The sequence below is a fragment of the Halobacterium jilantaiense genome, assembly GCF_900110535.1.
GTDB lineage: Archaea > Halobacteriota > Halobacteria > Halobacteriales > Halobacteriaceae > Halobacterium > Halobacterium jilantaiense.
This window is the reverse complement of the sequence record NZ_FOJA01000001.1, coordinates 2,311,041-2,331,944: the sequence shown is the minus strand read 5'-3', so window position 1 is coordinate 2,331,944 and position 20,904 is coordinate 2,311,041. Positions and strand designations below refer to the sequence as shown.

General features: G+C 70.3%; 25 protein-coding genes. 8 read left to right on the top strand and 17 right to left on the bottom strand.

From position 1 onward, the window contains the following. Window positions 1-79 precede the first annotated feature (79 nt). Window positions 80-2,323 carry a DUF7282 domain-containing protein gene (locus BMW35_RS15695; protein ID WP_177170838.1) on the bottom strand — a complete coding sequence of 748 codons (2,244 nt, stop codon included), beginning with the start codon at window positions 2,321-2,323 and terminating at the stop codon, window positions 80-82. Between the two features lie 464 nt (window positions 2,324-2,787). Here BMW35_RS15695 and BMW35_RS12160 point away from each other — a divergent pair, with 464 nt between their 5' ends. Together BMW35_RS12160 and BMW35_RS12155 are read left to right on the top strand one after the other, a co-directional pair. Continuing rightward, window positions 2,788-3,219, top strand: a complete 432-nt coding sequence (locus tag BMW35_RS12160; protein ID WP_089669728.1) for a universal stress protein — start codon at window positions 2,788-2,790, stop codon at window positions 3,217-3,219. Between the two features lie 62 nt (window positions 3,220-3,281). Beyond that, window positions 3,282-4,244 carry a PAS domain-containing protein gene (locus BMW35_RS12155; protein ID WP_089669726.1) on the top strand — a complete coding sequence of 321 codons (963 nt, stop codon included), beginning with the start codon at window positions 3,282-3,284 and terminating at the stop codon, window positions 4,242-4,244. 9 nt (window positions 4,245-4,253) lie between these two features. Here the strand turns inward: BMW35_RS12155 and BMW35_RS12150 are convergent, their stop codons facing one another. Next, window positions 4,254-5,030, bottom strand: coding sequence for a hypothetical protein (locus BMW35_RS12150; RefSeq protein ID WP_089669723.1), 777 nt, complete (start codon window positions 5,028-5,030; stop codon window positions 4,254-4,256). Between the two features lie 101 nt (window positions 5,031-5,131). On the opposite strand from BMW35_RS12150, the gene BMW35_RS12145 reads away from it, so the two are divergent. Beyond that, window positions 5,132-5,812: a hypothetical protein gene (locus BMW35_RS12145; protein ID WP_089669721.1), complete on the top strand. Its 681-nt coding sequence runs from the start codon at window positions 5,132-5,134 to the stop codon at window positions 5,810-5,812. An 11-nt stretch (window positions 5,813-5,823) separates the two neighbouring features. Here the strand turns inward: BMW35_RS12145 and BMW35_RS12140 are convergent, their stop codons facing one another. After that, window positions 5,824-6,153: a DMT family transporter gene (locus BMW35_RS12140; RefSeq protein WP_089670422.1), complete on the bottom strand. Its 330-nt coding sequence runs from the start codon at window positions 6,151-6,153 to the stop codon at window positions 5,824-5,826. Window positions 6,154-6,326: 173 nt separating this feature from the next. Between BMW35_RS12140 and BMW35_RS12135 the strand changes: the two genes are divergently transcribed. Beyond that, window positions 6,327-7,286: an AEC family transporter gene (locus tag BMW35_RS12135; protein WP_089670421.1), complete on the top strand. Its 960-nt coding sequence runs from the start codon at window positions 6,327-6,329 to the stop codon at window positions 7,284-7,286. Window positions 7,287-7,295: 9 nt separating this feature from the next. Here BMW35_RS12135 and BMW35_RS12130 read toward each other — a convergent pair whose 3' ends face one another. Further along, window positions 7,296-8,486, bottom strand: a complete 1,191-nt coding sequence (locus BMW35_RS12130; RefSeq protein WP_089669719.1) for a redox-regulated ATPase YchF — start codon at window positions 8,484-8,486, stop codon at window positions 7,296-7,298. A gap of 64 nt (window positions 8,487-8,550) precedes the next feature. After that, window positions 8,551-9,216 carry an HAD family hydrolase gene (locus tag BMW35_RS12125; protein ID WP_089669717.1) on the bottom strand — a complete coding sequence of 222 codons (666 nt, stop codon included), beginning with the start codon at window positions 9,214-9,216 and terminating at the stop codon, window positions 8,551-8,553. Window positions 9,217-9,305: 89 nt separating this feature from the next. On the opposite strand from BMW35_RS12125, the gene BMW35_RS12120 reads away from it, so the two are divergent. Beyond that, on the top strand, window positions 9,306-9,680 hold the full coding sequence (locus BMW35_RS12120) for a cupin domain-containing protein (protein WP_089669715.1): 375 nt from the start codon (window positions 9,306-9,308) through the stop codon (window positions 9,678-9,680). Window positions 9,681-9,692: 12 nt separating this feature from the next. Here the strand turns inward: BMW35_RS12120 and BMW35_RS12115 are convergent, their stop codons facing one another. After that, complete coding sequence (locus BMW35_RS12115) at window positions 9,693-10,574, bottom strand: DUF6159 family protein (RefSeq protein WP_089669714.1); 882 nt, start codon at window positions 10,572-10,574, stop codon at window positions 9,693-9,695. A 148-nt stretch (window positions 10,575-10,722) separates the two neighbouring features. Here BMW35_RS12115 and BMW35_RS12110 point away from each other — a divergent pair, with 148 nt between their 5' ends. Beyond that, window positions 10,723-11,505 (top strand): rhodanese-like domain-containing protein, encoded by a 783-nt coding sequence (locus tag BMW35_RS12110; protein WP_089669712.1) that lies wholly within the window; start codon window positions 10,723-10,725, stop codon window positions 11,503-11,505. A 52-nt stretch (window positions 11,506-11,557) separates the two neighbouring features. Beyond that, window positions 11,558-12,232 (top strand): SDR family oxidoreductase, encoded by a 675-nt coding sequence (locus BMW35_RS12105; RefSeq protein ID WP_089669710.1) that lies wholly within the window; start codon window positions 11,558-11,560, stop codon window positions 12,230-12,232. Here the strand turns inward: BMW35_RS12105 and BMW35_RS12100 are convergent, their stop codons facing one another. Next, window positions 12,233-12,919 (bottom strand): YqjF family protein, encoded by a 687-nt coding sequence (locus tag BMW35_RS12100; protein WP_089669708.1) that lies wholly within the window; start codon window positions 12,917-12,919, stop codon window positions 12,233-12,235. A gap of 80 nt (window positions 12,920-12,999) precedes the next feature. Here BMW35_RS12100 and BMW35_RS12095 point away from each other — a divergent pair, with 80 nt between their 5' ends. Continuing rightward, the gene (locus BMW35_RS12095) at window positions 13,000-13,860 is read left to right on the top strand and encodes a ZIP family metal transporter (RefSeq protein ID WP_089669706.1); all 861 of its coding nucleotides are present in this window, start codon (window positions 13,000-13,002) and stop codon (window positions 13,858-13,860) included. An 11-nt stretch (window positions 13,861-13,871) separates the two neighbouring features. Here the strand turns inward: BMW35_RS12095 and BMW35_RS12090 are convergent, their stop codons facing one another. The 10 genes from BMW35_RS12090 to BMW35_RS12045 all read right to left on the bottom strand — a co-directional run bounded on the left by BMW35_RS12090 (window position 13,872) and on the right by BMW35_RS12045 (window position 20,893). Then, window positions 13,872-14,297 carry an NUDIX domain-containing protein gene (locus BMW35_RS12090; RefSeq protein ID WP_089669704.1) on the bottom strand — a complete coding sequence of 142 codons (426 nt, stop codon included), beginning with the start codon at window positions 14,295-14,297 and terminating at the stop codon, window positions 13,872-13,874. Window positions 14,298-14,366: 69 nt separating this feature from the next. Beyond that, entirely contained in the window at window positions 14,367-14,804 is a 438-nt protein-coding gene (locus tag BMW35_RS12085; protein ID WP_089669702.1) for a hypothetical protein, read from the bottom strand. A gap of 60 nt (window positions 14,805-14,864) precedes the next feature. Then, window positions 14,865-15,179, bottom strand: a complete 315-nt coding sequence (locus BMW35_RS12080; RefSeq protein ID WP_089669699.1) for a transcription factor S — start codon at window positions 15,177-15,179, stop codon at window positions 14,865-14,867. Between the two features lie 7 nt (window positions 15,180-15,186). After that, window positions 15,187-15,681, bottom strand: coding sequence for a DUF8135 domain-containing protein (locus tag BMW35_RS12075; protein ID WP_089669697.1), 495 nt, complete (start codon window positions 15,679-15,681; stop codon window positions 15,187-15,189). Beyond that, complete coding sequence (locus BMW35_RS12070) at window positions 15,678-16,703, bottom strand: Rpo12/RPC10 RNA polymerase subunit family protein (RefSeq protein ID WP_089669695.1); 1,026 nt, start codon at window positions 16,701-16,703, stop codon at window positions 15,678-15,680. The genes BMW35_RS12075 and BMW35_RS12070 overlap by 4 nt, the downstream gene beginning before the upstream one ends. Window positions 16,704-16,747: 44 nt before the next feature. Continuing rightward, window positions 16,748-17,587: an RAD55 family ATPase gene (locus tag BMW35_RS12065; protein WP_089669690.1), complete on the bottom strand. Its 840-nt coding sequence runs from the start codon at window positions 17,585-17,587 to the stop codon at window positions 16,748-16,750. Window positions 17,588-17,730: 143 nt separating this feature from the next. Continuing rightward, window positions 17,731-18,699: a beta-ribofuranosylaminobenzene 5'-phosphate synthase family protein gene (locus BMW35_RS12060; protein WP_089669688.1), complete on the bottom strand. Its 969-nt coding sequence runs from the start codon at window positions 18,697-18,699 to the stop codon at window positions 17,731-17,733. Window positions 18,700-18,761: 62 nt separating this feature from the next. Beyond that, window positions 18,762-19,718 (bottom strand): glycosyltransferase, encoded by a 957-nt coding sequence (locus BMW35_RS12055; RefSeq protein ID WP_089669686.1) that lies wholly within the window; start codon window positions 19,716-19,718, stop codon window positions 18,762-18,764. 45 nt (window positions 19,719-19,763) lie between these two features. Continuing rightward, window positions 19,764-20,204, bottom strand: coding sequence for a DUF8057 family protein (locus BMW35_RS12050; RefSeq protein ID WP_089669683.1), 441 nt, complete (start codon window positions 20,202-20,204; stop codon window positions 19,764-19,766). Continuing rightward, on the bottom strand, window positions 20,204-20,893 hold the full coding sequence (locus BMW35_RS12045) for an RAD55 family ATPase (protein WP_089669681.1): 690 nt from the start codon (window positions 20,891-20,893) through the stop codon (window positions 20,204-20,206). The genes BMW35_RS12050 and BMW35_RS12045 overlap by 1 nt, the downstream gene beginning before the upstream one ends. Window positions 20,894-20,904 lie beyond the last annotated feature (11 nt).

The following is a 20,904-nucleotide window of genomic DNA, read 5'->3' as shown; positions in this document are numbered from 1 at the left end:
CAGAGAGTCGTCGCTCGTGACTCGACGGTCACGAAAAAGAGATCGCGTGGGCCGCACCGCGACGGCCGGGCGTCCGGCCTCAGGTCGCGCCCTCAGTCTCGTTGGCGGCCGTCTCGTTCATCACGATGGTGACGAACGCGCGGTCGGTCACCGCCACGCCGTCCGCGGTGAACGGCCCGTCGTCGAGCCCGTCAGACGCGACGAAGTCGTAGGTCTCGTTGCCGCTGTCTTCGACGTGCGGCATCGCGACGAGGGACTGGTTCTCCGCGAGCGTCACGTTCTGCTCGCCGTCGATTTCCATCGCGTCGCTGGTCGCGTTGAACTCGGCACCAGAGACGTTGAACAGCGTCACCGTCACGTTCTCGTGCGTGCCGGCTTCGAGATACTCCGAGACGCCGACGACACTACTCACGACCTGTCCCTCCAGCAGGGAGTCGTTGTGGATGGCGACGTAGCCGTCCTCGGGCAGCATCACCGACGAGACGTTCACAGCCGTCCCGTTCGACGTCTGGTTCTGGAACGTCACGTTCGCCACGTCCGGCGTGGCGGTGTCGTTGTCGTCCCCGGCACCGGCACCGTTGTCGCCGTCGTCACCGTTCGGCGGTGCGACGGTCGTGGTGTCGTTGCCGTTGGTCGTCATCGTGGTGGTGTCGTTGGTCGTCGTCTCGTTGTTGTCCATCTCGTCGGACGCCGTGGCGTTCTCGACGGACACCATCGCAGACGCGGTCACCGCTTCACCGTCGGCGGTGAACGGCCCGTCGTCGACTCCGCCGGTGAAGACGAAGTCGTAACTCTCGTCACCAGTGGTCTCCTCGTGCGGCATCGCGATGAGCGTCTGGTTCGCATCGAGAGTCATGTTCTCACCACCCGTGGCATTGAAGTCGGCACCAGAGACGTTGAACAGCGTCACCGTCACGTTCTCGTGCGTGCCGGCTTCGAGGTACTCCGAGACGCCGATGACGCTATCCGTGACGTCACCGTCGAGCAGCGAGTCGTTGTGGACGGCCACGTAGCCGTCCTCGGGCAGCGTCACGGACGAGACGTTCACAGCCGTCCCGTTCGACGTCTGGTTCTGGAACGTCACGGTCGCGGTGTCGTTCTCGTCGCCGTCACCGGCACCACCGTCGTCGCCGTCCCCGTCACCGGGTGGGGCCATCGTGGTGGTGGTCGGCTCCTCGGTGGTCGTCGGCTCCTCAGTGGTCGGTTCCTCGGAGGTCGTCGGTTCTTCCGTGGTTGTCGGCTCCTCAGTGGTCGGCTCCTCGGTGGTCGTCGGCTCCTCAGTGGTCGGTTCCTCGGTGGTCGTCGGTTCTTCCGTGGTTGTCGGCTCCTCAGTGGTCGGTTCCTCGGTGGTCGTCGGTTCTTCCGTGGTTGTCGGTTCCTCAGTGGTCGGTTCCTCCGTAGTGGTTGGCTCCTCGGTGGTGGTCGGTTCCTCGGTGGTCGGTTCCTCGGTGGTCGGTTCCTCGGTGGTCGGTTCCTCGGTGGTCGGTTCTTCCGTGGTCGGCTCCTCAGTGGTCGGCTCCTCCGTAGTGGTTGGCTCCTCGGTAGTCGTCGGCTCTTCCGTAGTCGGCTCTTCCGTAGTCGGCTCTTCCGTAGTCGGCTCCTCAGTGGTCGGCTCCTCCGTAGTGGTCGGCTCCTCGGTGGTGGTCGGCTCTTCTGTGGTCGGTTCCTCCGTAGTGGTTGGCTCCTCGGTAGTCGTCGGTGCTTCCGTGGTCGGCTCTTCCGTGGTTGGTTCCTCAGTGGTCTCGTTCTCCGGTGGCTCCGCCGGCTCGGACGGACCCGCATCGACTGTCAGGGAACCCACGCTGAGCCCCTCGATGGACAGCGACTCGAACGTGAGGCTGCCGCCGAGGAGCATCCCCTCGACGACGTTCCCGTTCGAGCGGTTCCAGTTCACGGTGTCGGCCTCAACACCTTCGAGCCCGAGAGACCCGATGTCGGCGTCGACGGTGACCGTGTTGTTCTCGATGGTAATCGAAGCGGACTGGATGTTGTCTATCTGAATGGCGTCGGCGTCGAAGCCCTCGACGTTGTTGCCGAGCGTGGACGCGAAGCCGTCACGGAGGGCGTCCTCGGTGCCCTCGATCTCGTCGAGCTGGAACGTCAGGTCCGTCACGGTGACGTTCTGCATCGCGATGCTGTCGGCTTCGACGTCCTCGGCTGTGGCGACCGATGCCGGCGACTCGTCGTCGTCCTGTTGCGCTACTGTACTCGCCTGTGTCGAGACCCCGCCAGACGTGGCTGTGACAGCCGTTCCCGCGGAGAGAACGACTGTCAGCGCCATCAGCAGGGCCCCGATTTTGCGTCTGGTACTCGTGCCTGTCATGCGCAAGAGAACATGTCGGCCGCCACACGCATTGTTATAATCTGGCCCGAATCACCAAACGGCGCGCTACTTTCAGCGCCCCTGACCCTACTGGTTTCGTGGCCGACGTGTTTTCCTGAGCGGGTCGCGTGCCGCGAATCGTAAGGCCGCACTAGGGCCGAACTCGTCGAGCTTCGGCGTGTTCGACCCTACTTCTCCGCAGCGCCGCCAGTGTCGACCACCGATTCGTACGCGAGCGTTACTTCCGCCGCCTCGGCGGCTGATACGCGTCGGCCCGCGACGTTTCGGGGGGTCGTCGGGATGCCGAACCCGGGCTGTGCCGTTCGACGAGTAACCCCGACGAACCACGTCGGGCGACTGATAGCTGTCCCGCTGCGGCCCCAGCGGGCGGCTGGAGGACACGGGGAGCCCGACGCTGCGCGGAATCCGCGTCGGTTTTACCGCGGGTCGCCGTACGGCCGCCCATGTACGACCGAATCCTGCTGCCGACGGACGGCCACGAGTCAATGGAGCGCGTCGTCGACCACGCCGCCGACATCGCCGCCCGGCGCGACGCGACCGTGGACGTTCTCTACGTCGTCGACGACCGCGCGTTCCTCACGCTCGACGACGGGATGCAGGACGAAGCGACCGCACAGCTCCACGAGCAGGGCGAGGCCGCCGTCTCGCAGACCACCGAGCGCCTGGAGGACGCGGGCGTCACCGTGACCACGGACGTGCGAGAGGGCGACCCGGCGGAGGAGATTCTCGGGGCGCTCGACGACGGGCACACGGACCTCGTCGTGATGGGGACGCGGCGCGGCGAGTTCGAGCAGTCGATGCTTGGCAGCGTCTCCCGGCAGGTCGTCGAGTCCACGGAGACGCCGGTGCTGACGGTGCCCGTCGCCGACGAGTGATACCGCGCCAGACCTGTTGAGCGAGCGAAACGCCTTTGCCTGCGGTCGCCGTGGCTCGCGACATGGACACCGGGAACCGGGCGTCTGAGACCGGAGACCCGGCCGCGAGCGTGATTCGCGTCCTCCACGTGGAGGACGACGAGGCGTTCGCCGACCTCACTGCGACCTACCTCGAACGCGACGACGGCGGCGCGCCGCTGTCCGTGCGGACTGTCACGGACCCGCAGGCTGCGCTCGGTCTGGTCGCGGACGTGGACTGCGTGGTGTCCGACTACGAGATGCACTCGATGGACGGGCTGGAGTTACTGGAGGCCGTCCGCGAGGACCACCCCGAGTTGCCGTTCGTGCTGTTCACCGGCCGCGGAAACGAGGGTATCGCGAGCGACGCCATCTCGGCGGGTGTCACCGACTACATCCAGAAAGACACCGGCACCGACCAGTACGCCGTGCTGGCGAACACGGTTCGGAACGCGGTCAGCCGGCGGCGCGCTCACGAGGCCGCCGAGCGCGGCGAGCAGCGGCTGCGGCGGGCGCTCGACCTCCTTCCGCAGTGCGTCCTCGTGAAGACGCTCGACGGCGAGTACCTGCTCGTGAACGAGTCGGGCGCTGAGAACTACGGGATGACACCCGAGGAGGTCGAGGGCCGCATGGAGTCCGAACTGGTGCCCGACGACCTCGTGGAGCGGTTCCGCCGGGAGGACGAGCAGGTAATCGAGTCCGGGGAGCCGCTGTACGTCCCCGAGCAGCACGTCGACGACGAACACGGCGGCGAGCGCGTCGAGGAGGTCCACAAGATTCCCTTCGACGCGCCGGGCACCGACGAGCCCGCCGTGCTGACCGTGGTCGCCGACGTCACCGAGTCCTACGAGCGCCGCCACCGGCTCGCGGGCGCTGCCACGAGAATCGGGGACGCGCTCGCCGAACTGAACGCCGACGACACCGACGTCGACCGTCTGGAGTCGATTCTGGAGGACGCTCGCGCGTACGCCGTCGGAGACTGCGAGTCGCTCGGCGACGCGGAGTGAGGCCGCGGCTCAGTACGCCGCGTAGTCGCGGGTCTCGTCGACGGTGGCGTCGGCGTGTGCGTCGAGGGTGTCGGCGTACACCGTTCCGACCTCCGCATCGGGGCCGAGAGTGACTGTCTCCGCAGCGACGGTGTCGGCGCGCGTGGCGTCGAGGTCGGCCGTCTCGGCTTCGACGGTACCGACATCGAGGACGCCGTCGCCGCGGAGGAGCCGACGGAGGAAGGACCCCGACTGGGCGCTGTCCCGGACGACCACGTCGGTCGCGGTCAGCGCGTCGACCGCCGAGCGGCCGTCGACGGTCAGGTCGAAGCTGTCGGCGCGGACGTCGCCGGCCGTCACGCTCCCCGCGCCGGTGAAGGTCTCGGCGTTCACGTCGTCGAACGCGGCCGTGCCGCTGACCGTGAGGTCGGTGACGTCTGTGAGCGCGTCGATCTCAACTTTGCCGCTGACCGAGGCGTCGGCCGCGACGAGGCTCCCGTCGACGGACAGCTTCCCGCTGGCGTCGACGTCGTGGCCGTCGAGGTTCCCGCCGACGGCGAGCTTCCCGCTGATCGTCAACTGGTCGGCCGCGGTGCTTCCGTCCACCTCGAGTTTGCCCGTGGCCTCGACGTCCTGGCTCTCCATGTCGCCGCCGACGGTGGCCTTCCCGCTGACGTCCACGTCGTCGGCTCGGACGTCTCTGGACACGGTGGCTTTCCCGCTGACGTCGAAGGTCCCGCAGTCGACGCTGTCGTAGTTGCTCGTCCCGGAGACGCTGATTCGGTCGCCGCGAGCGGTGTCGCTCATACCACCACCGTCGACGGCACCCACCATGAAACTTGCGACGATTGTGAGTCGGGTGTGCGTTGAAGCGCACATTTATTGTACATCGGGTCGTAGCCAGCGGTGTGAGCCGACAGATACGCATCACCGTCGACGACGACGAGGTCTTCGAGCGGCTGAAGCGCCGCAAGGACGCGCTGGACCTCTCCTGGGAGGACGCGCTCCGCCGCGGCCTCCGGGACTCCAAGCAGCCGCCGCGCGCCCCCGACCCCGGGGAAGCGCGCCAGGAGCGCGACCCCAGTCCGGGCCGCGACCGGTCGGCCCGTCGCGGGACCGACGCCGGGAGAGACGCCGGCAGCGACCCCTCGCCGTTCGACCCGGACTTCGGCGAGCGCCTCGCCGAGCGCGTGCTCTCCCGCGTCGGCGAGTCGGTCTCCGGAGTCGCCGACAGTCTCGACGAGGAGATCGACCGGCTGGAGGACGCCGAGGACGCCGTGCTCGTGCTCGGCGACGAGGAAGGCGAGCGCGTCCCGCTCCGCGTCTCGCTGCACACCGGTCCCAGTGGACTCGACGTGGACGTCGTCGCCGTTCGCAGCGGGAAGGACACCGACGGCATGAACGAGTTCGCGGACGGCGCGCGCGCAGCGGTCGCCCGGCGGTTCGCGCAGGGCGAGACCGCCACGCTCGAGCTCGCGGGCGGCGAGGAGACCTACGACGTCCGGCCCGACCTGGAGTGGGCGCGCGGCGACGACGGCACGCCCGCCGTCACCGCCGTCTCCGTCCGTGAAGTGGTCTTCGAGGAATGATTCGCGTCCGGCTACCCGGCGTGGCTGCCAGTCACCTGGAGGCCCGCGATGCCGACGACGACCAGGAGGATGCAGGCGAGCCGGAGCGCTGACACCGACTCGTCGAAGAGATAGACGCCAAAGCCCGCGGTCGTCACCGCGCCGATGCCCGTCCAGACGGCGTACGCCGTGCCGACGGGGAGCTCCTGGACCGCCTGCGCGAGCAGGTAGACCGAGACCGCCATCGCCGCGAGCGTCACGACCGACGGCAGCGGCTCGGTGAAGCCGTCCGCGTACGCCAGCCCGACGGCCCACACCGCCTCGAACAGTCCCGCGACGAACAGCACCAGCCAGGGGTTCACGTCGAGAGACTCGGCAGCCACCACCGTGAACGCGTCGGTCCCGCCGACCTGAGGGCGCTGGCGGCCGTCCAGCGTGCCGGTGGCGTAACGGTGAAATGCACGACCGACGACGCTCGGGTCGTGCGCTCGAATCGCGTCGCGTCGACCGGCCGCCGGCTCCGGAGGGCGGCCTGATGGTCGACCTCGCCGGCATCTTCCTCGGCGCGGTCGGCCCCATCGTCGCCATCGCCGGCGTCGGCTACGCGCTCGACTCGACGAAGGACGTCGACCCGGGGGCGCTGAACACGGCCGTCGTCTACGTGCTGGCTCCCGCGCTCGTCTTCCACAGCCTCGCCGTCACCGACCTCGACGCCGACACGCTGGCCCGACTCGGCGTCGGCGTCGTCGCGTTCACGCTCGCGATGTGGGCGGTCGCGGAGCTCGTGGGTCGCGCGACGGGCGAACGCGAGCCACTCCTGAGCGCGCTCGTGCTGGTCGCCATCTTCTCGAACTCGGGGAACCTCGGCATCCCCGTCTCCGACTTCGCGTTCGGCGATGTCGGCCGCCAGACGGCGGTCGTCTTCCTCTCCGTGCAGTCCGTGTTGATGTACACGCTCGGCGTCTACGCCGCGTCCCGGAGCGGCGGGTCGGCCGGCCGCGAGGGGCTCCGGCGCGTGTTCCGGCTCCCGCTGGTGTACGCCGTGCTCGCCGCGCTGCTCGCTCGCGCGCTCGGCGTCGTGCCGGCCGCCGACAGCGCCGCCATGGAGTCCGTCCAGCTCGTCGGCGACGCCGCCATCCCGGTGATGCTGCTCGTCCTCGGCATCCAGCTCGCGCGGACGAACACGGGCGCGGCTGTCACCCGGACGGGGTGGGCCGTCGCGCTCCGGCTGGTCGCCGCGCCCGCCGTCGGGCTCGGCGTCGCCGTCCTGCTCGGCTTCCAGAACCCAGACGTTGCGCGCGTCTTCGTGCTGGAGGCCGCGATGCCCGCCGCGGTCACGCCGGTCATCCTCGTGACCGAGTTCGCCGCGGACGCCCGCGACGGCGGCCTCGGCGTCCCCCAGTTCGTCTCCACGAGCGTGCTCGTCACCACGCTGCTGGGCGTCCCGGCGCTCACGCTGCTCATCGCGCTCTTGCAGTCCGGCGCGGTCCTCTGAGGGAGGCTGCTAGTTCGTGGAGACGATTTCGACGACGTCCCGCGGGTCGAGGGTCTGGTCGGCCGCTATCTGGCGGTTCTCCCGGCAGTCCAGCGCGTGCAGGAACCCCTCGCCGACGTCGGAGTGGACGGCGTACGCGAAGTCCTCGGCGGTCGCGTCCGGTTCGAGGAGGAAGACGTCCGGGAGCACGCGGCCGTCGTGCGTGCCGAGGCCGTTCGCGGAGCCCGGGAAGACGGGCTTGACGCCGAGCGCGTCGAACAGCGCCGTCTCGATGGCGGACTGGACGCCCGTCCCGCCGAACTCGCCGACGAACTCGCGGATGGATTCGAGGCCCTGGCGCTGGTCGTCGCTCGGGTCGCCGACGATGTCGAACTCGGCGTCGCCCGGCCGGTAGTCCACCACGTCGCCCTGGTCGGCCTGCTTCAGCGCCTGCTCGGCGTGCGCGCTCACGGGCACGAACTCCAGGTGTTCGTAGTCCTCGTCGCTCGTGATTTCGGCCCAGTTTTCCTGGGCCGCCGGGGTGTCCATCTTGTTCGCGGCGACCACCATCGGCTTCGTGCGCTTGCGCATCTCCCGGGCGAGCTCCAGCCTGTCGGCCTCGTCCCAGGTGTCGGCGTCGAGTTCGAGGCCGAGCGCGAGCACCACTTGCTTGACCTCCTCGGGGCTAGTGCGGAACGCGCTCATCTGCTCGGCGAGTTCCGCCTCCAGATCCGCTTCGACCATGTGCTGGCTCTCGTAGCGCTCGATGCCCTTCTCCAGCACGTCGAGGTACCACTGGTCGAGTTCCGCTTCGAGGAAGTCGATGTCCTCGCGGGGGTCGTGGCCCTCCGTCGGCTCGCCTTCGAGGTCCGTCGTCCCCGAGAAGTCGACGACGTGGACGAGCACGTCCGCCTCGTTCAGGTCCGTGAGGAACTGGTTGCCGAGGCCCGCGCCCTCGTGAGCGCCCGGAATGAGACCCGCGACGTCCACCAGTTTCGTCGGGACGAACCGCGTGCCGTCCTCGCAGAAGCCGGTCGACGGCGTGCACTCCTCGCCGAACTCGGGGGCGGCACACTCCACGCGGACGTACGCCTCGCCGACCGCCGGGTCGATTGTCGTGAACGGGTACGCGCCCTCGGGCACGTCGTTGTTGGTCGCAGCGTTGAAGAACGTGGACTTGCCCACCGAGGGCTTGCCCACCAGACCGACGCGATAGCTCATTGCTCACGGGGAGGGGGCTCTCGCCTAAACGGATTGCTACCTGCGGGTCGTGTGCGACTTGCTGTCAGGGCTGGGCGATGTCCACGAGGTCGTGCAGCGAGTCGAGTTCGTAGTCCGGGGTCGCGTTCAGGTCGTAGCCCTCGCGGTGGTCGCGCCAGAGGAACGCCGAGTCCGTGCCGGCGTTCTCGGCGGCGAGCACGTCGCTCTCGGAGTCCCCGACGAACAGCGCGTCCCCGGGGGCGACCCCGAGGTCCGCGAGCGCGCGGTCGAGGTAGTGGCTCTCGGGCTTCTTCTTGTGGAGACTCGCCGGCTCCATCTCGCGGCCGTAGTACGAGCGGAAGTCCCCGCGGATGCCGTGGTGGTCGAGGATGGCCTCGATGGTCGCGTGCTGGTTCGTGGAGACGATACCCCGGGGCACGTCGACCGCCCGGACCGCCTCGTAGTCCTCGTAGAGGGGCTTCCGGCCGGCCTCCATGTCCGCGACCTGCGTCTCCGAGAACGTCTCGTCGCGGGCGCGCCAGAGCGCGGCGGGGTCGAGGTCGTAGGCCTCAGCCGCGGACTGCAGGTCCTCGGGCGTCACGTGGAGGTGGACGGCGTCGACGTGCTCGGGGTCCGGGTCCGGGACGCCGACGCGCTCGAACGCCTCGACGGTGGCGGCCCGGAGCACGTCGCGCGGTGTCGGGTGTGTCAACACGCCGTCGTTGTCGAAGACGACCGCGTCGTAGGTCACGGCGGTGGCTTCGCCCGGCGGCCGCTTAGTCGTTGCCGGTCGCCTGCCGGCGTCGAACCAGCCAAGGGGCCGGCGTCCCGAGTCGGGGTATGGACGCGCGCTCGCTCGCCGACGCCTTCGACGCCGTCGACGACACCTGGGAGCCCCGGCTGCTCGCCGAACTGAACGACCAGCACGTCAAGGTCGCCCGACTCGACGGCGAGTTCGTCTGGCACGCCCACCCCGACGCCGACGAACTGTTCTACGTCGTGGACGGCGACCTCACAATCGAGTACCGGGCGGACAGCGAGGAGCGGTCGGTCCGGCTCGGCCCCGGCGACCTGACCGTGGCACCGGCGGGCGTCGAACACCGCCCGGTCGCCCACGAGGAGACCGAGGTCGTGCTGTTCGAGCCCGCGGGCACGACGAACACGGGCGACGCCGAGGACAGCGACCGAACCGTCGAGGACGTCGAGCGCGTCTGAGGGGCTGTCCGGTCAGATTCGGTCGTTGCGGTCGCCGCCGAACCGACCCAGCGAAGTGGTCCGGCCGGCGTCGCCGTCGCCGCCGACGTCGAAGTCCACGTTCTCGAAGTACTGCGGCGGTTCACCCGTGGTCGCGTACTCGTAGAGCGCGACCTTCGCGACGCCGTTGAGCGTCGACGCGACGACGAACGCCAGCGCGACCAGCGGCAGGCCGACGGCGGCCGCCGCGAGCGGGCTTCCGGTGGCGAGGAAGACGACTGCGGCGACGGCGACGACGCCGAGGAAGAGAATCCCGTGAACGAAGCCGAGGCCGAACTCGGCCCCGATGGACTCGCCCCAGGTGTCCCGGACGACGTCGACGCTGCGGCCGAACACGCCCCGAATGCCCTCGTCCTCGAAGACGGCGACGGGGACGACGAAGTACGTCACGACCGCCCAGGAGGCGCTCAGGAGCGCGCCGGCGAGCACCGCGCCGAGGTTGTCGGACTCCTGGATGGCGCGCACGACCAGGCCGACGACGGTGCTCACCACCGCCCACGCGAACAGCGTCGACTTGTGCTCCCAGGCCGCCGCGAGGCCGCCGCGGACGCTCGGTTCGCGGCCCGCCATGACCTCCCGCGCCGCGAACATCAGTCCGGCCGTGAACAACACGACGACGAACGACGCGCCGAAGTAGCCGACCGCCAGACCGCCGTAGAGCGCGACCTCGGAGGCGTCCGCGAGCGCCGCCAGCGGGAGGAGGCCGACCGCGCCGCCGAACGCCAGCAGCGCGAACGCGACCCCGGCGACCCCGGCGGCGGCGGGGAACCACAGCAGTCCCGGGTTGTCTCGAAGGAGGTCGACGCTGTCGCGGGCGAGCGCGATGCCGGTCCAGAGGCGGCTGCGAAGTCCCATCAGTGTCTGTTCTCCGTCCGGACGGGCTTAAGTACTGTCCAGAGTCGCAGGGCCTGCGAGCGCTCCCCCGACAGACGACGGCGAACGCCTCCCGGACGCGGGTGCCTGCAGCGACAGGCCTAACCTCCCACGCGCCCACGATTCGGCCATGAGACGACGTGCGTTCCTCGCCGCGGGCGCGACCGGGTCCGCGGCCGCGCTCTCGGGCTGTCTCGGGCTGTTCGGCTCGTCGGACACCGGACAAGAGTGGGACCTCCCGGCCGACCCCGACCCGGCCGACGGGTACGCGCCCGCGTACGGCGACCCGGCGTCCCGGGACGTCGACGAGTCCCAGTTCCAGACGACAGAGACCAACGGGGAGACAGTCACGCTCGCGCCGCTCGACGCGGTCCAGTACTGGCACCAGACTCAGGGCGCGCGGTTCGTCGACGCGCGCGGCCCGGACCAGTACGAGTCCGCGCACATCTACGGCGCGGTGTTGAGCCCCGCGACCCGGAACTCCAGCGGCGGCGGTATCGCGGACTGGAGCGAGGACGACCGAATCGTGTGCTACTGCGGGTGTCCCCACCACCTCTCGTCGCTGCGCGCGGCCGGCCTCCAGAAAGCCGGCTACGAGAACGTGTACGTCTTCGACGAGGGGTTCTACGAGTGGCGCGACCAGAACCTCCCGCTGAGCGGCGGGGAGTTCGACAGCGACCAGTCCTACGTCGTCGCCGGCGAGGTCGCCGCGCAGTACGCCGGGGACTACGCGTGGGCCGAGACCACAGTCGCCGACAAGCGGGAGGCCGCGCCGATTCGGGACGACGGCAGCTTCGAACTCCACCTGCGGTTCACGGGGCTGACCGACGACACGCAGGTGCGCGTGGCGACGCCCGAGTTCGACGTGACGCGGCCGCTCGGCGAACTCACCGAGACGACGCTGACGGCCTGACGGCCGCACCCGGTAACGGGAGTTTTACGCTGGCGGCGCTCCACACTCCGGTATGACCGAGACTGTCGTCGTGACTGGTGCGGCCGGCGGCGTGGGCGAAGCGGTCGCCCGCGCGTTCGCAGACGAAGGCGCGACCGTCGTGCTGGGCGGCCGGAACCGGGACGCCGTCGAGACGTTCGCCGAGGACATCGGGGCCGAGTGGATGCGGGCCGACGCCCGCGACGAGTACGACGCGGAGCGCCTGATGGAGACGGCGTCCCGCGCGGGCGAGGAGTCCGGCGTCGACGTGGTCGTTCCGTGCGCGGCCGTCTACCACGGCTCGGCGGGCGAGACGCCGCTCGGCGAGGAGTCATACAGCGCGTTCGACGACACCGTGCGAACGAACGTCCGGGGCGTGTTCGCGGCCGTCCGGGAGGCGCTCCCGCACATGGACGAGTCGGGGCGCGCGATTCTGCCGACCGGCGGCGTCGCCCGCGAGGCGAAACAGGGGTTCGGCGCGTACGCCGTCTCGAAGGCGGCCGTCGAGGGCGTCGCCCGCCAGTTCGCCGCGGACTGCGAGCAGGCGGTCGGCTGCGTCGACCCTGGCACCGTCGACACCGACCTGCACGGGATGGGCGGCCGCGACCCCGAGGACGTCGGCGGCCTGTTCACGTGGGCGGCGTCCGTCCCCGAGGAACTGGACGGCGACGTGCTGGGACTGAAGGCGTGGAAGCAGGCGACCCGGTAGTCAGAGCCGGCGCGGGAGCGCGGCGGTGACATCGACCCCGGGGCTGTACGCGAGGTGGGGGTCGCCGTCGGGGTGGTCGAAGCCGTTGGCCGCGAACAGGTCGTTCTCGCGGAACTCGACGGTCGCGTCGGCGAGTTCCCAGGGCGCGTGGTCGACTTCGCCCCGGTAGACGGTGTCGCCGCGGCCGGCGACGAAGAAGCGGTAGCGCTCCAGGAGGAACGCCGTCAGCGAACCGGGCTCGGCTCGCGCGAGGTCGCTGCCCCCGCGGTAGGTCGCGTCGAAGGCCAGCGGCGGTGCGCCGTCGTGCGTGCGCTCGCTCTCGAAGGTGACGCCGTCGGGGCCGCGCTCGACGCGCATGTCGGCGTCGTAGTACGGCAGCCGGAACAGCGCGCGAGCGATGCGGACGCCGACGGGGTCGGTGGCGTCGAGGTTGAAGAAGTAGATGCCGGGCTGGTCGTCCCCAGTGACGTACGTGCGGAGGTTCAGTTCGCCGAACGTGCGCCCGACGGCGGCCGGCAGCCCCCGCGGCCGGACGTCGGCCATCACGAACGGGACGACCGAGAGATAGGCGTCGCCCTCGAAGGTGTCCACCGTGAGGGCGTCTGGCAGCCGGTCGGCGACGACGGCGGGGTCGACCGGCCAGCTCGCGACGAGGAGGTCCTCCCATCGCATCGACAAGACGTCCATGACGGTGGTTGGGACGGCTCCGGCTTGGGACTGGCGACAACCGACAGCCTATTAATATTCCGCGAAGAATTAATAATCGAATGTCGGTCTCGCACTCCACGCAGGTGACTCGTGCGCGAACACTCCGCCTGGGCGCAGTCAGCGCCATCGCGTTCGTCGGGCTCTCCGCATACGTCTTCCTCCGGGGCGACGCCCCGAAACTGCTGGGCATCTCCTGGGTCGCGTTCGCCGCGATGGCGGGCGCAGCCGCGCTCGGGGGCCGCACCGCCTCCGACCACCCCCGCGGGCTGGTCTGGGGGTACGGGCTCGCAAGCGGCGCGATGATCACCAGCGCCGCCGCCTTCCTCCTCCCGCAGGCCATCGGCTACGCCGCCAAACCCGGCGGCTTCGGCGTCGCCGCCGGCATCCTCTCCGGGTTCGCCGCCCACACCGTCGGCCACCGACTCTCCCACCTCGACCTCCCGCTGGACCGCACCACCGCCGAGCTCTCCGCGCACTCGCTGGCCGCCGGCTCCATCATCGGCGTCGTCTACACCGCGATGCCCGACCTCGGCCCGCTGCTCGGCCTCGCCATCGTCTCCCACAAGGGCCCCGCGGGCTACGCCGCCGCCCGCCGCCTCGCCCGGAACGGTCGCTCCGCGACGATGCTGTTGCTCCCGGCCGCGGGCGTCGGTATCGCTGCGCTCGCCGTCACCGTCCTGTCGTTCCCCACGGACCCGACGTTCCGCGCCGTCGTCTTCGGGTTCGCCGCCGGCATCTTCCTCCACGTCGCCATGGACTTCCTGCCGCACTGCGAGACCGGCAGCGACATCCACGAGGCCGTCACGCGCTCCGAGAACAGCCACGACCACGAACTGCTGGACAGCCTCCGCCAGCAGGCGGTGCTGTCGACCGCGACCGGCGGCGTCCTCGTCGCCGCCGCATGGCTCCTCCTGCAGTAAGCAGCGCCCCGTCAGCGACTCTCCTCGACCGCGTCCGCGTACACTTCGACGTATTCGGGCACGTCTTCGTGGCCGACCAGGTCGTCGTACCCGAGCCAGAACGCGTCGGCCACCTCTTCGGGCTCCCGGACCTCGGGCTCGCCCGACTCGTACTCGCAGCGCACCACGACGTTCAGGCACTCCGTGCCCTCGTCGGCGGTGAAGGTGCTGCTCGTCACGTACTCAACCGCGCTCACCTCAACGCCGACCTCCTCGCGGACCTCGCGGCGGGCCGTCTCCCAGATAGCGTCACCCGACGCGTCGGGCTCGACCTTCCCGCCGGGGAACGCCAGGGTTCCCGCTGCGTGGTCCTCTGCGGCGCTCCGCCTGACGACAAGGTAGTCGTCGCCGCGAACGACGGCGGCGTCGACGTTCACGACCAGCGCGTAGTCGTCCATGGCTGGGCGTCCACCGAATCGCAGGAAAAGCTTCCGCCACTGGGAATTACCTCGACAGGAGAAATGCGGTCAACACTCCGGGAACGGCGTGGCCTCCCACGGGAAGTTAGTGCCGCCGACCACCCGGAACGTCAGCGCCACGCCCTCGGGCCGCCTGTCCGCGGCAGCGACCTGCTCGGGCAGCGACACGCGAACTGTCTCGTCCGCTGCCGACGCTCGTACCACGTACCGGCCGCTACCGCCTAGTTCCGGCTCGATACGCTTCAACGACCCGGCAGGCAGGTCGTAGGACTCTGCGAACACGTCCTCGGTGCCGTTCCCGTCGCTACGGGTCGCCTCCACGGCGAACTCGAACGTCCGGCTCTCGTCGTCCTCGTTGAACAACCGAGCCCAGCACAGCTCTGCCGGCGGGCCCTCACTGTCACCGCCGCGGCCGAGGCAGCCGCTCGTCCCAGCGAGCGCGGCTGCCGCTGTCCCAGTCGCCGCGAGAACGCGTCGGCGGTGCATAGCTCGCAGGTCAGCGCCGAGAAACAAATTGTTTCTGGGTCGTGTATCGTCGACCCCGGACTAGCTGTAGTCCCGCCAGCGCGCCCCGCACTCCTGGCACTTGAAGAATCGCGTCGGCGGCTCGTCTGCGCTCCCGGTCTGCTTAATCGTGTACCAGGCTTCGTCGTGCCCGCACTCGGGACACGTCTCCTCGGCCGTGGGCTTGCCCTCGAAGTTCGCGTCCTCGCTCGTCTCGATGACGTCGCTGGTGTCCTGGCTCGCGGTCTCCACGAACCCCTCGTCGGCCTCGGACTCGGCGGACGCGCCACAGGACTGACACACCATCTCGCCGTCCTGCTTGTGCATCATCGAGCCGCACTCGTCGCAGAACTGCATATTTGAATTACTCGGGGTCCGGGGAAAAGTCCCCCGGGTCACGGGCTTCGCGCTCGGCGACGACGGGACAGTCCCGCACCCGGAAGTGGCCGGTGTCGACCTCCGCTTCGATGGTCGTGCCGTCGTGCGTGCAGGCGGTCTCCGGCGGGTCCGCGAAGTGCGGGCAGCCGTGGCAGAGGCTCTTCTCCACGACCGTCGTCTCGCCGTCGTCGTCCGCCGGCTCGCCGACTGCGTCGGTCACGACGCCCGGGTCGACGACCGGCTCGTCGGCGGACTCGTCGAGCGCCGCCCACACCTCGGCCTCGTCGACGTCACCGACCTCCATCTCCGCGAACAGCTCCTCGAAGTCGTCGTCCTCCCGGTCGCGGCGCTCGTCGACGTCTCGACGCAGGTCCGACAGCGGCGCGTCGTCCTCGTCCGCGGCCGCCGACTCCCCGGACGCGTCGCCGCGCTCGGCGTCGTCGTCCGACCCGCGGTCGCGGCGCGGCCCCTCGCCGCTCACGGCTCACCACCGTCCGCACGCCCCGGGCTCTCGCCGTCCGCGTCCAGAACCTCCGCAGGCTCCACGGGCGCGTCGCGGTCGTCGTCCGCGTCGTCGGCCGGCGAGTCGCCAGCGGCCATCTCCTCCAGCGTCTCGGTCTCCGCGCCGAGCCACGCGCCCTCGCGGTCCTCGCTGTCGTCGTCCAGCCACGACCGACCCGCGGTCAGCGCGGGCGTCGCGCCCGTCTCCAGCGTGTGGCTGTTGAACCAGCCCGACCCCGGTTCGACGTCCTCGAACGGCGCACCGCAGTACGGGCACTCCGGCGCGGTCAACAGCGCCAGCGTCACCGACTGCCCGCAGTCCCCGCAGTCCGCCTCCTCGACGCCCGCGACGTTCGCCGTGCGCTTCAGGGCGTCCGTGCGCGACCGCCGGGCCTCCGCCGCGCCGACCGTCCGCACGGCCTCCCGCATCGACACCACCGCTGACGCGAGCGTCGTCACCTTCTCCGAGAGGTCGTCGGTCTCGTCCCGGAGGAACTCCAGAACCGCCTCGAAGTTCTCGAAGCCGGCGTCCACGCGGTCGGTCAGCTCCGCCACGTCCTCGGTGAGCATGGCGGTCTCCTCGTCCACGCGCTCGGCCGCGTCGAGCGCCGCAGCCACGTCCTCGGAGAGGTCGGGGTGGTCGTGGTCGGCGTCCGCCTTCCCGTCGGCCTCCCGCTTGACCTGTACCACGCGCTCCCGGACGTCCTGGAGCTTCTCGTCGAAGTCGGCTTCCGCGTCCGCGACGCGGGACTCGGCCTCGCCGACCTGCGACTCGACGTCCTCGACGCGGTCCACGAGGTCGTCCAGCCGGTCCGCGTGCTCGTCGCTCGTCGCCAGGTCCGCGTCCAGGTCGTTGTCCTCGACGCTCCGGTACGCGGCGACGACGCGCTTGAGGAACACCTCCTCGTCGAGGCCGAGTTCGTCCGCTCGCTCCGCCAGCCACGCCGCGGCCGGCCCTTCGAGTGTGGCCCCCTCGACGCCATCCGACGTGCCGTCGGCCATTCACCTCTCCTTACCGGCCAGTATCCTTAACCGTTCGGGGCAGACTACCGAATCTTCCGCACGTCGCTGACGTCGAACCCGGCGTCGTGAATCTCCGTCTCGAACTGCACGATGTCCTCTTCCTCCAGCCGCCCGAGGACGCCGCGGAACTCGCGGACGAACATCGTCCGCACGCGCTCGTTCCCGCCGCTCTCCCACGCGAACTGCACCGTGCCGTCGACGGACGTCATCAGGCTCCCGAACTCCTCCTGTGTCACGGCGTCCCGCGTGAGGTGCAGCAGAATCAGGCCACCCCACTCCCGGGCTGCCTTCCGCAGCCCCTTCAGCGTCATCACCACGTCCGCGAAGTCCATGTCCGAGGACCGCGCCCCGATGAGGTCGTTCAGCGAGTCGACGACCACGAGGCTGCCGCGCGCGTGCTCGTCGAGGTAGTCCGCGAACCGCTCCAGCACGTCCCGGCTGTCTTCGCCCGTGTGCCCGAGGTCCTGAACGGACCGGTGTGCGCCTGCGTACCACCCCCGGGGCACCGGACTCAGCTGGAAGTACTCCGGCGAGAGGTCCGTGAACGTCACCGCGTCCGTCCCCGCCATCACGATCTCCTGGTCCATCGTGAACGCGATTTCGCGCTGGAGCTCCGACTGGTCGGCCGTGAACGACACGTAGTGGATTTCCTCCGGCAGCACTGCGTTCTCGTGGAGGTCCCCGTAGTGCAGGTCGAACAGCTCCCGGTCCGCCGACTCCACGGCGTTCATCATCGTCGCCGTGTACAGGAACTCCCGCGCTCCCGCACCGGCCTCCCCCGACAGGAGCACCACGCTCCCCTCCGGTGCCCCACCCCCGATGCGGCTGTCCAGCCGCGAGATGCCGAACGGAATCGTCGCCATGTCTCCCCGGTAGTGAGGTCCGGGCTTACGTCTTTTGCCGGCTCGGTCGCTCGTGAGGCGTCGGAGGTTTCGCGGCTCGCGACGACCGCCCGAAAGCCCCGGTCCGCGACCGGCTGTCGAGTGAGCGGGTTCGTGGTCGGAAGTCAGTCCTCGATTGCGGCACCGGTGTTTCGAGGGGCGGCGATGCAGACCCGGCCGTCGACGCCCGCGTGGTCGAGGGCTCGCTGTCCCGCGTCCCGGGCCGCGTCGGCTCGCCCGCGGTCGGTGACGCCGTAGACCGCCGGCCCCCACGAGGACTGGCCGGCACCAGCGACCGCGGGACTGTCGTCGAGAGCCTCGATTACGTCGCCGGCGGGCGGCCGGTAGACGCCGCCCTGCTCGGCCGCGTACCACGCGCCGTTCAGCCGCCCGACCGCCGCGACGCCCTCACCGAAGGCGTCCACGTCGCCGGTCGCGACCGCCGGCAGCACGCGGTCGGTGACCACCGCGGAGATGCGGTCTGCGAGCCCCGGGTCCGCGCCCTCCACCGCGCTGCGCATGCTGTCGTCCTCCTCGCTGCCGGCCTTCCCGGGGTCGGCGTCCGGGAGCACGAGCAGAAACCGCCAGTCATCGGGGGTGTCGTGGCGCGCGGCGACCGGGGGCACCGTCCACTCGCCGCGAGCGGGGCGCTCCGGAGTGAACTGGCTCGCCGGGTGGCCGGCGTCGAAGACGAAGCCGCCGGACTCGAAGGTCGCGACGCCGACGCCGCTCCGGCCGCCGCGGCCGAGTTCGGGGGCGTGTCCCCTGACTGTGGGGTTGCGGTCGTGGGCGCGCGCGACCGCAGCGAACACGGCAAGCGCGAGCTGGGTTCCCGAGCCGAGGCCGACGTGTGGCGGGAGTTCGGACTCGACGGCGACGCGCGCGCCGGACACGCCCAGCAGCTCGCAGGCTCGCGCGGCGTGGGGGCGAGCGCGGGCGTGGTCGCAGTCGACGCCGTCGGCGGGCGCGGCCGACACCTCGACGCGTGGCCCGTCGAGGGCGACGCCGAGGCTGCCGTAGAGCCGCTCGCGCGCCAGCGAGAGGTTCAGGAATCCGAAGTGCAGCCGGGGGCCGACCGCCACCCGCACAGACATACCACCACACACGCCACCCGACTCGAAGGGGGTTGTGACGGTGGCAAACGTTCCCGGTATGCTCAGCGCCAGTCAGCGACGCGCTCGGCGACCACGGGCGCGCCGTTCTCGAACTCCGGCTCGGCGGGCGGACTCTGGACCGCGCGGACCGCTTCGGCCGGATTGTCGGCGACGGCGAAGCCGGGTTCGCCGCCGGCCTCGACGAACCGTGCGACGCCGCGCTGCTCGCTCGTGAACGGGTAGACGACGCAGGGCGTGCCCGCGACGGCGGCCTCCATGACCGTCGAGTAGCCCGGACAGACGACGGCGTTCGCCTCGCGCAGCACGGGCAGCATCGACCGGACGGTCGTCCAGTCGTCGCCGCCGACGACGGTCACGTCCCGGCCGCGCTCGCGGAGCCGGCCGGCGACCGTGTCCAGGTCGTCGGAGTACGTGCTGGGCGAAATGAGTACGTCCACGTCGGGCACGTCGCCGTCGAGTGGCACGTCGAGGGCGAGCGGCGGGACGCGCTCGACGCCCCGAGGGTCGCCCGAGAGCGCGGGCCAGACGGCCGGGTAGAAGAACGCCCGGCTGGCGGCGACCTGCTGGCGGGTGAGCAGCTTCGCGCCGGCGCGCTCCGCGAGGTCGTCGTAGTAGCCGGGCGTGTTGTGCGTGGTGACGAACTGCGGGACGCGGGCGAGGAGCGCGGCCATCGACGCGAACATGTCGTCCGTGACGACGCAGTCGGCGTTCACCCGGCGCAGCCACCGAGCGATGTCACGGACGCGACGGACGGCGTCGGGAATGCTCCCCGTGAGCACGTCGGCGAGCGAGCCGCCGCCCTGGTAGTCGCCGATGAAGTCCACGACGGTGGGGACGTACTCCTCGTAGCCGAGCAGGTCGACGAAGTGCTCGCCCGGTCCGCCGCCCGCGAGTTCCACAGTCGCCCCCCGGGCTTCGAGTTCGCGGGCGACCGCCAGCATCCGCGTGGCGTGGCCCGCACCCTCCGGGTAGTGCACGACGGCGACGGTGGCGTCCATGCCCGGACCTGCACGCGGCCCGGGCAAGGCGGTTTCGGTGCCGGGCTACTTCTTCGAGAGGAGCTCGGGGAGCCGGAGCCGGTCGAGGTCGTCGCGGTTCAGGCTGTCGAGGTCGATGCGCCGCAGGAGGTCCGGGAGGTCGTCGCGCTCCCGGCCGCCGCCGCGGTCGGCGTCTATCTCGTCGCCTTCCTCCTCGCGGTACGTGATGAGCTTCGACCACACCGCGGTCTCGCGGTCCGGGAAGTCGAGCTCGGCCTCGTCGCTGCCCGACGCCAGTTCGCTGTCGAGGTTCGCGGCCTCCGACTTCCCCTCGTCGTAGGCCATCTCGACGAGCGACCGACCTGTCGCAGTGACGAGCTTGCGGTACTCGCCGGGATGGGTCTCACCCAGGGCGGCGGCCGCACCGAGCGCGTACGCCCGCCAGACGGCCTCCTCGCGGCCGACGTCCTCGGGGTCCCAGTCCGTGTCGAAGCTGTCGTCGTACATCACTCTGGCCTGACCTTGCGGCTCGGGTCGACGTTCAGGCCCGAGCCCGTGAACGCCACGTCGCGGATGTCGCAGTCGATGTTCGTCCCCCGCATCTTCACCACTTGGACGCCGCGAGTCATCCCTCCTTCTTCGAGGAAGTTGTGGAGGAAGATGACGCCGTGTGCGAGGTAGTGCTCCTCTGCGTACGCCGTCGGGTCCGTCATCTCGGACACGAGCAGGACGGTGGCGTCCGTCTGCTTGAGGTTCGTCGCGAACTCCGTCACCTCGGTGTCGGGGTCGTCCGTGAAGTGATCGAGCAGCATCGTGGAGTCGACGACCACGCGGTCGTAGTCCTCCTGCCGAATCATCGCCGCCAGTCGGGCCGACAGCCCGGATTCCCGGCCGTACCCCGACAGCGACCGCCGCGCGCGCTCCATCGTGAGGTTCAGGAACTCGAAGCGGTCGGTGCTGGCGGCCTGCTCGAACCCGAACTCGAAGTTCGCCATGTCCTCGACGAGTTCGTTGCGCGTCTCGTGCATCGTGACGTACAGCACGTCGTCGCCGTTCCGGATGCCGTCCGTGACGTACTGGGCGGCCAGCGTCGTCTTCCCGCTGCCGGGCGGCCCGCTCAGCGTGTACAGCCGGCGCGCGGGCAGCCCACCGTCGAGCAAGCGGTCGAGCCCCGTGACGCCAGTCGAAATCCTCATCGGCGGCTCAG

Excerpts from the sequence above, each read along its gene's own strand:
- BMW35_RS12095 (WP_089669706.1), top strand. The coding sequence starts at position 13,000 with ATGTCGGTCTCGCACTCCACGCAGGTGACTCGTGCGCGAACACTCCGC.
- BMW35_RS12110 (WP_089669712.1), top strand. The coding sequence starts at position 10,723 with ATGAGACGACGTGCGTTCCTCGCCGCGGGCGCGACCGGGTCCGCGGCC.
- BMW35_RS12135 (WP_089670421.1), top strand. The coding sequence starts at position 6,327 with ATGGTCGACCTCGCCGGCATCTTCCTCGGCGCGGTCGGCCCCATCGTC.
- BMW35_RS12080 (WP_089669699.1), bottom strand. The coding sequence starts at position 15,179 with ATGCAGTTCTGCGACGAGTGCGGCTCGATGATGCACAAGCAGGACGGC.
- BMW35_RS12160 (WP_089669728.1), top strand. The coding sequence starts at position 2,788 with ATGTACGACCGAATCCTGCTGCCGACGGACGGCCACGAGTCAATGGAG.
- BMW35_RS12115 (WP_089669714.1), bottom strand. The coding sequence starts at position 10,574 with ATGGGACTTCGCAGCCGCCTCTGGACCGGCATCGCGCTCGCCCGCGAC.
- BMW35_RS12045 (WP_089669681.1), bottom strand. The coding sequence starts at position 20,893 with ATGAGGATTTCGACTGGCGTCACGGGGCTCGACCGCTTGCTCGACGGT.
- BMW35_RS12060 (WP_089669688.1), bottom strand. The coding sequence starts at position 18,699 with ATGTCTGTGCGGGTGGCGGTCGGCCCCCGGCTGCACTTCGGATTCCTG.
- BMW35_RS12090 (WP_089669704.1), bottom strand. The coding sequence starts at position 14,297 with ATGGACGACTACGCGCTGGTCGTGAACGTCGACGCCGCCGTCGTTCGC.
- BMW35_RS12150 (WP_089669723.1), bottom strand. The coding sequence starts at position 5,030 with ATGAGCGACACCGCTCGCGGCGACCGAATCAGCGTCTCCGGGACGAGC.
- BMW35_RS12070 (WP_089669695.1), bottom strand. The coding sequence starts at position 16,703 with ATGGCCGACGGCACGTCGGATGGCGTCGAGGGGGCCACACTCGAAGGG.
- BMW35_RS12065 (WP_089669690.1), bottom strand. The coding sequence starts at position 17,587 with ATGGCGACGATTCCGTTCGGCATCTCGCGGCTGGACAGCCGCATCGGG.
- BMW35_RS12100 (WP_089669708.1), bottom strand. The coding sequence starts at position 12,919 with ATGGACGTCTTGTCGATGCGATGGGAGGACCTCCTCGTCGCGAGCTGG.
- BMW35_RS12055 (WP_089669686.1), bottom strand. The coding sequence starts at position 19,718 with ATGGACGCCACCGTCGCCGTCGTGCACTACCCGGAGGGTGCGGGCCAC.
- BMW35_RS12130 (WP_089669719.1), bottom strand. The coding sequence starts at position 8,486 with ATGAGCTATCGCGTCGGTCTGGTGGGCAAGCCCTCGGTGGGCAAGTCC.
- BMW35_RS12120 (WP_089669715.1), top strand. The coding sequence starts at position 9,306 with ATGGACGCGCGCTCGCTCGCCGACGCCTTCGACGCCGTCGACGACACC.
- BMW35_RS12085 (WP_089669702.1), bottom strand. The coding sequence starts at position 14,804 with ATGCACCGCCGACGCGTTCTCGCGGCGACTGGGACAGCGGCAGCCGCG.
- BMW35_RS12050 (WP_089669683.1), bottom strand. The coding sequence starts at position 20,204 with ATGTACGACGACAGCTTCGACACGGACTGGGACCCCGAGGACGTCGGC.
- BMW35_RS12105 (WP_089669710.1), top strand. The coding sequence starts at position 11,558 with ATGACCGAGACTGTCGTCGTGACTGGTGCGGCCGGCGGCGTGGGCGAA.
- BMW35_RS15695 (WP_177170838.1), bottom strand. The coding sequence starts at position 2,323 with ATGACAGGCACGAGTACCAGACGCAAAATCGGGGCCCTGCTGATGGCG.
- BMW35_RS12155 (WP_089669726.1), top strand. The coding sequence starts at position 3,282 with ATGGACACCGGGAACCGGGCGTCTGAGACCGGAGACCCGGCCGCGAGC.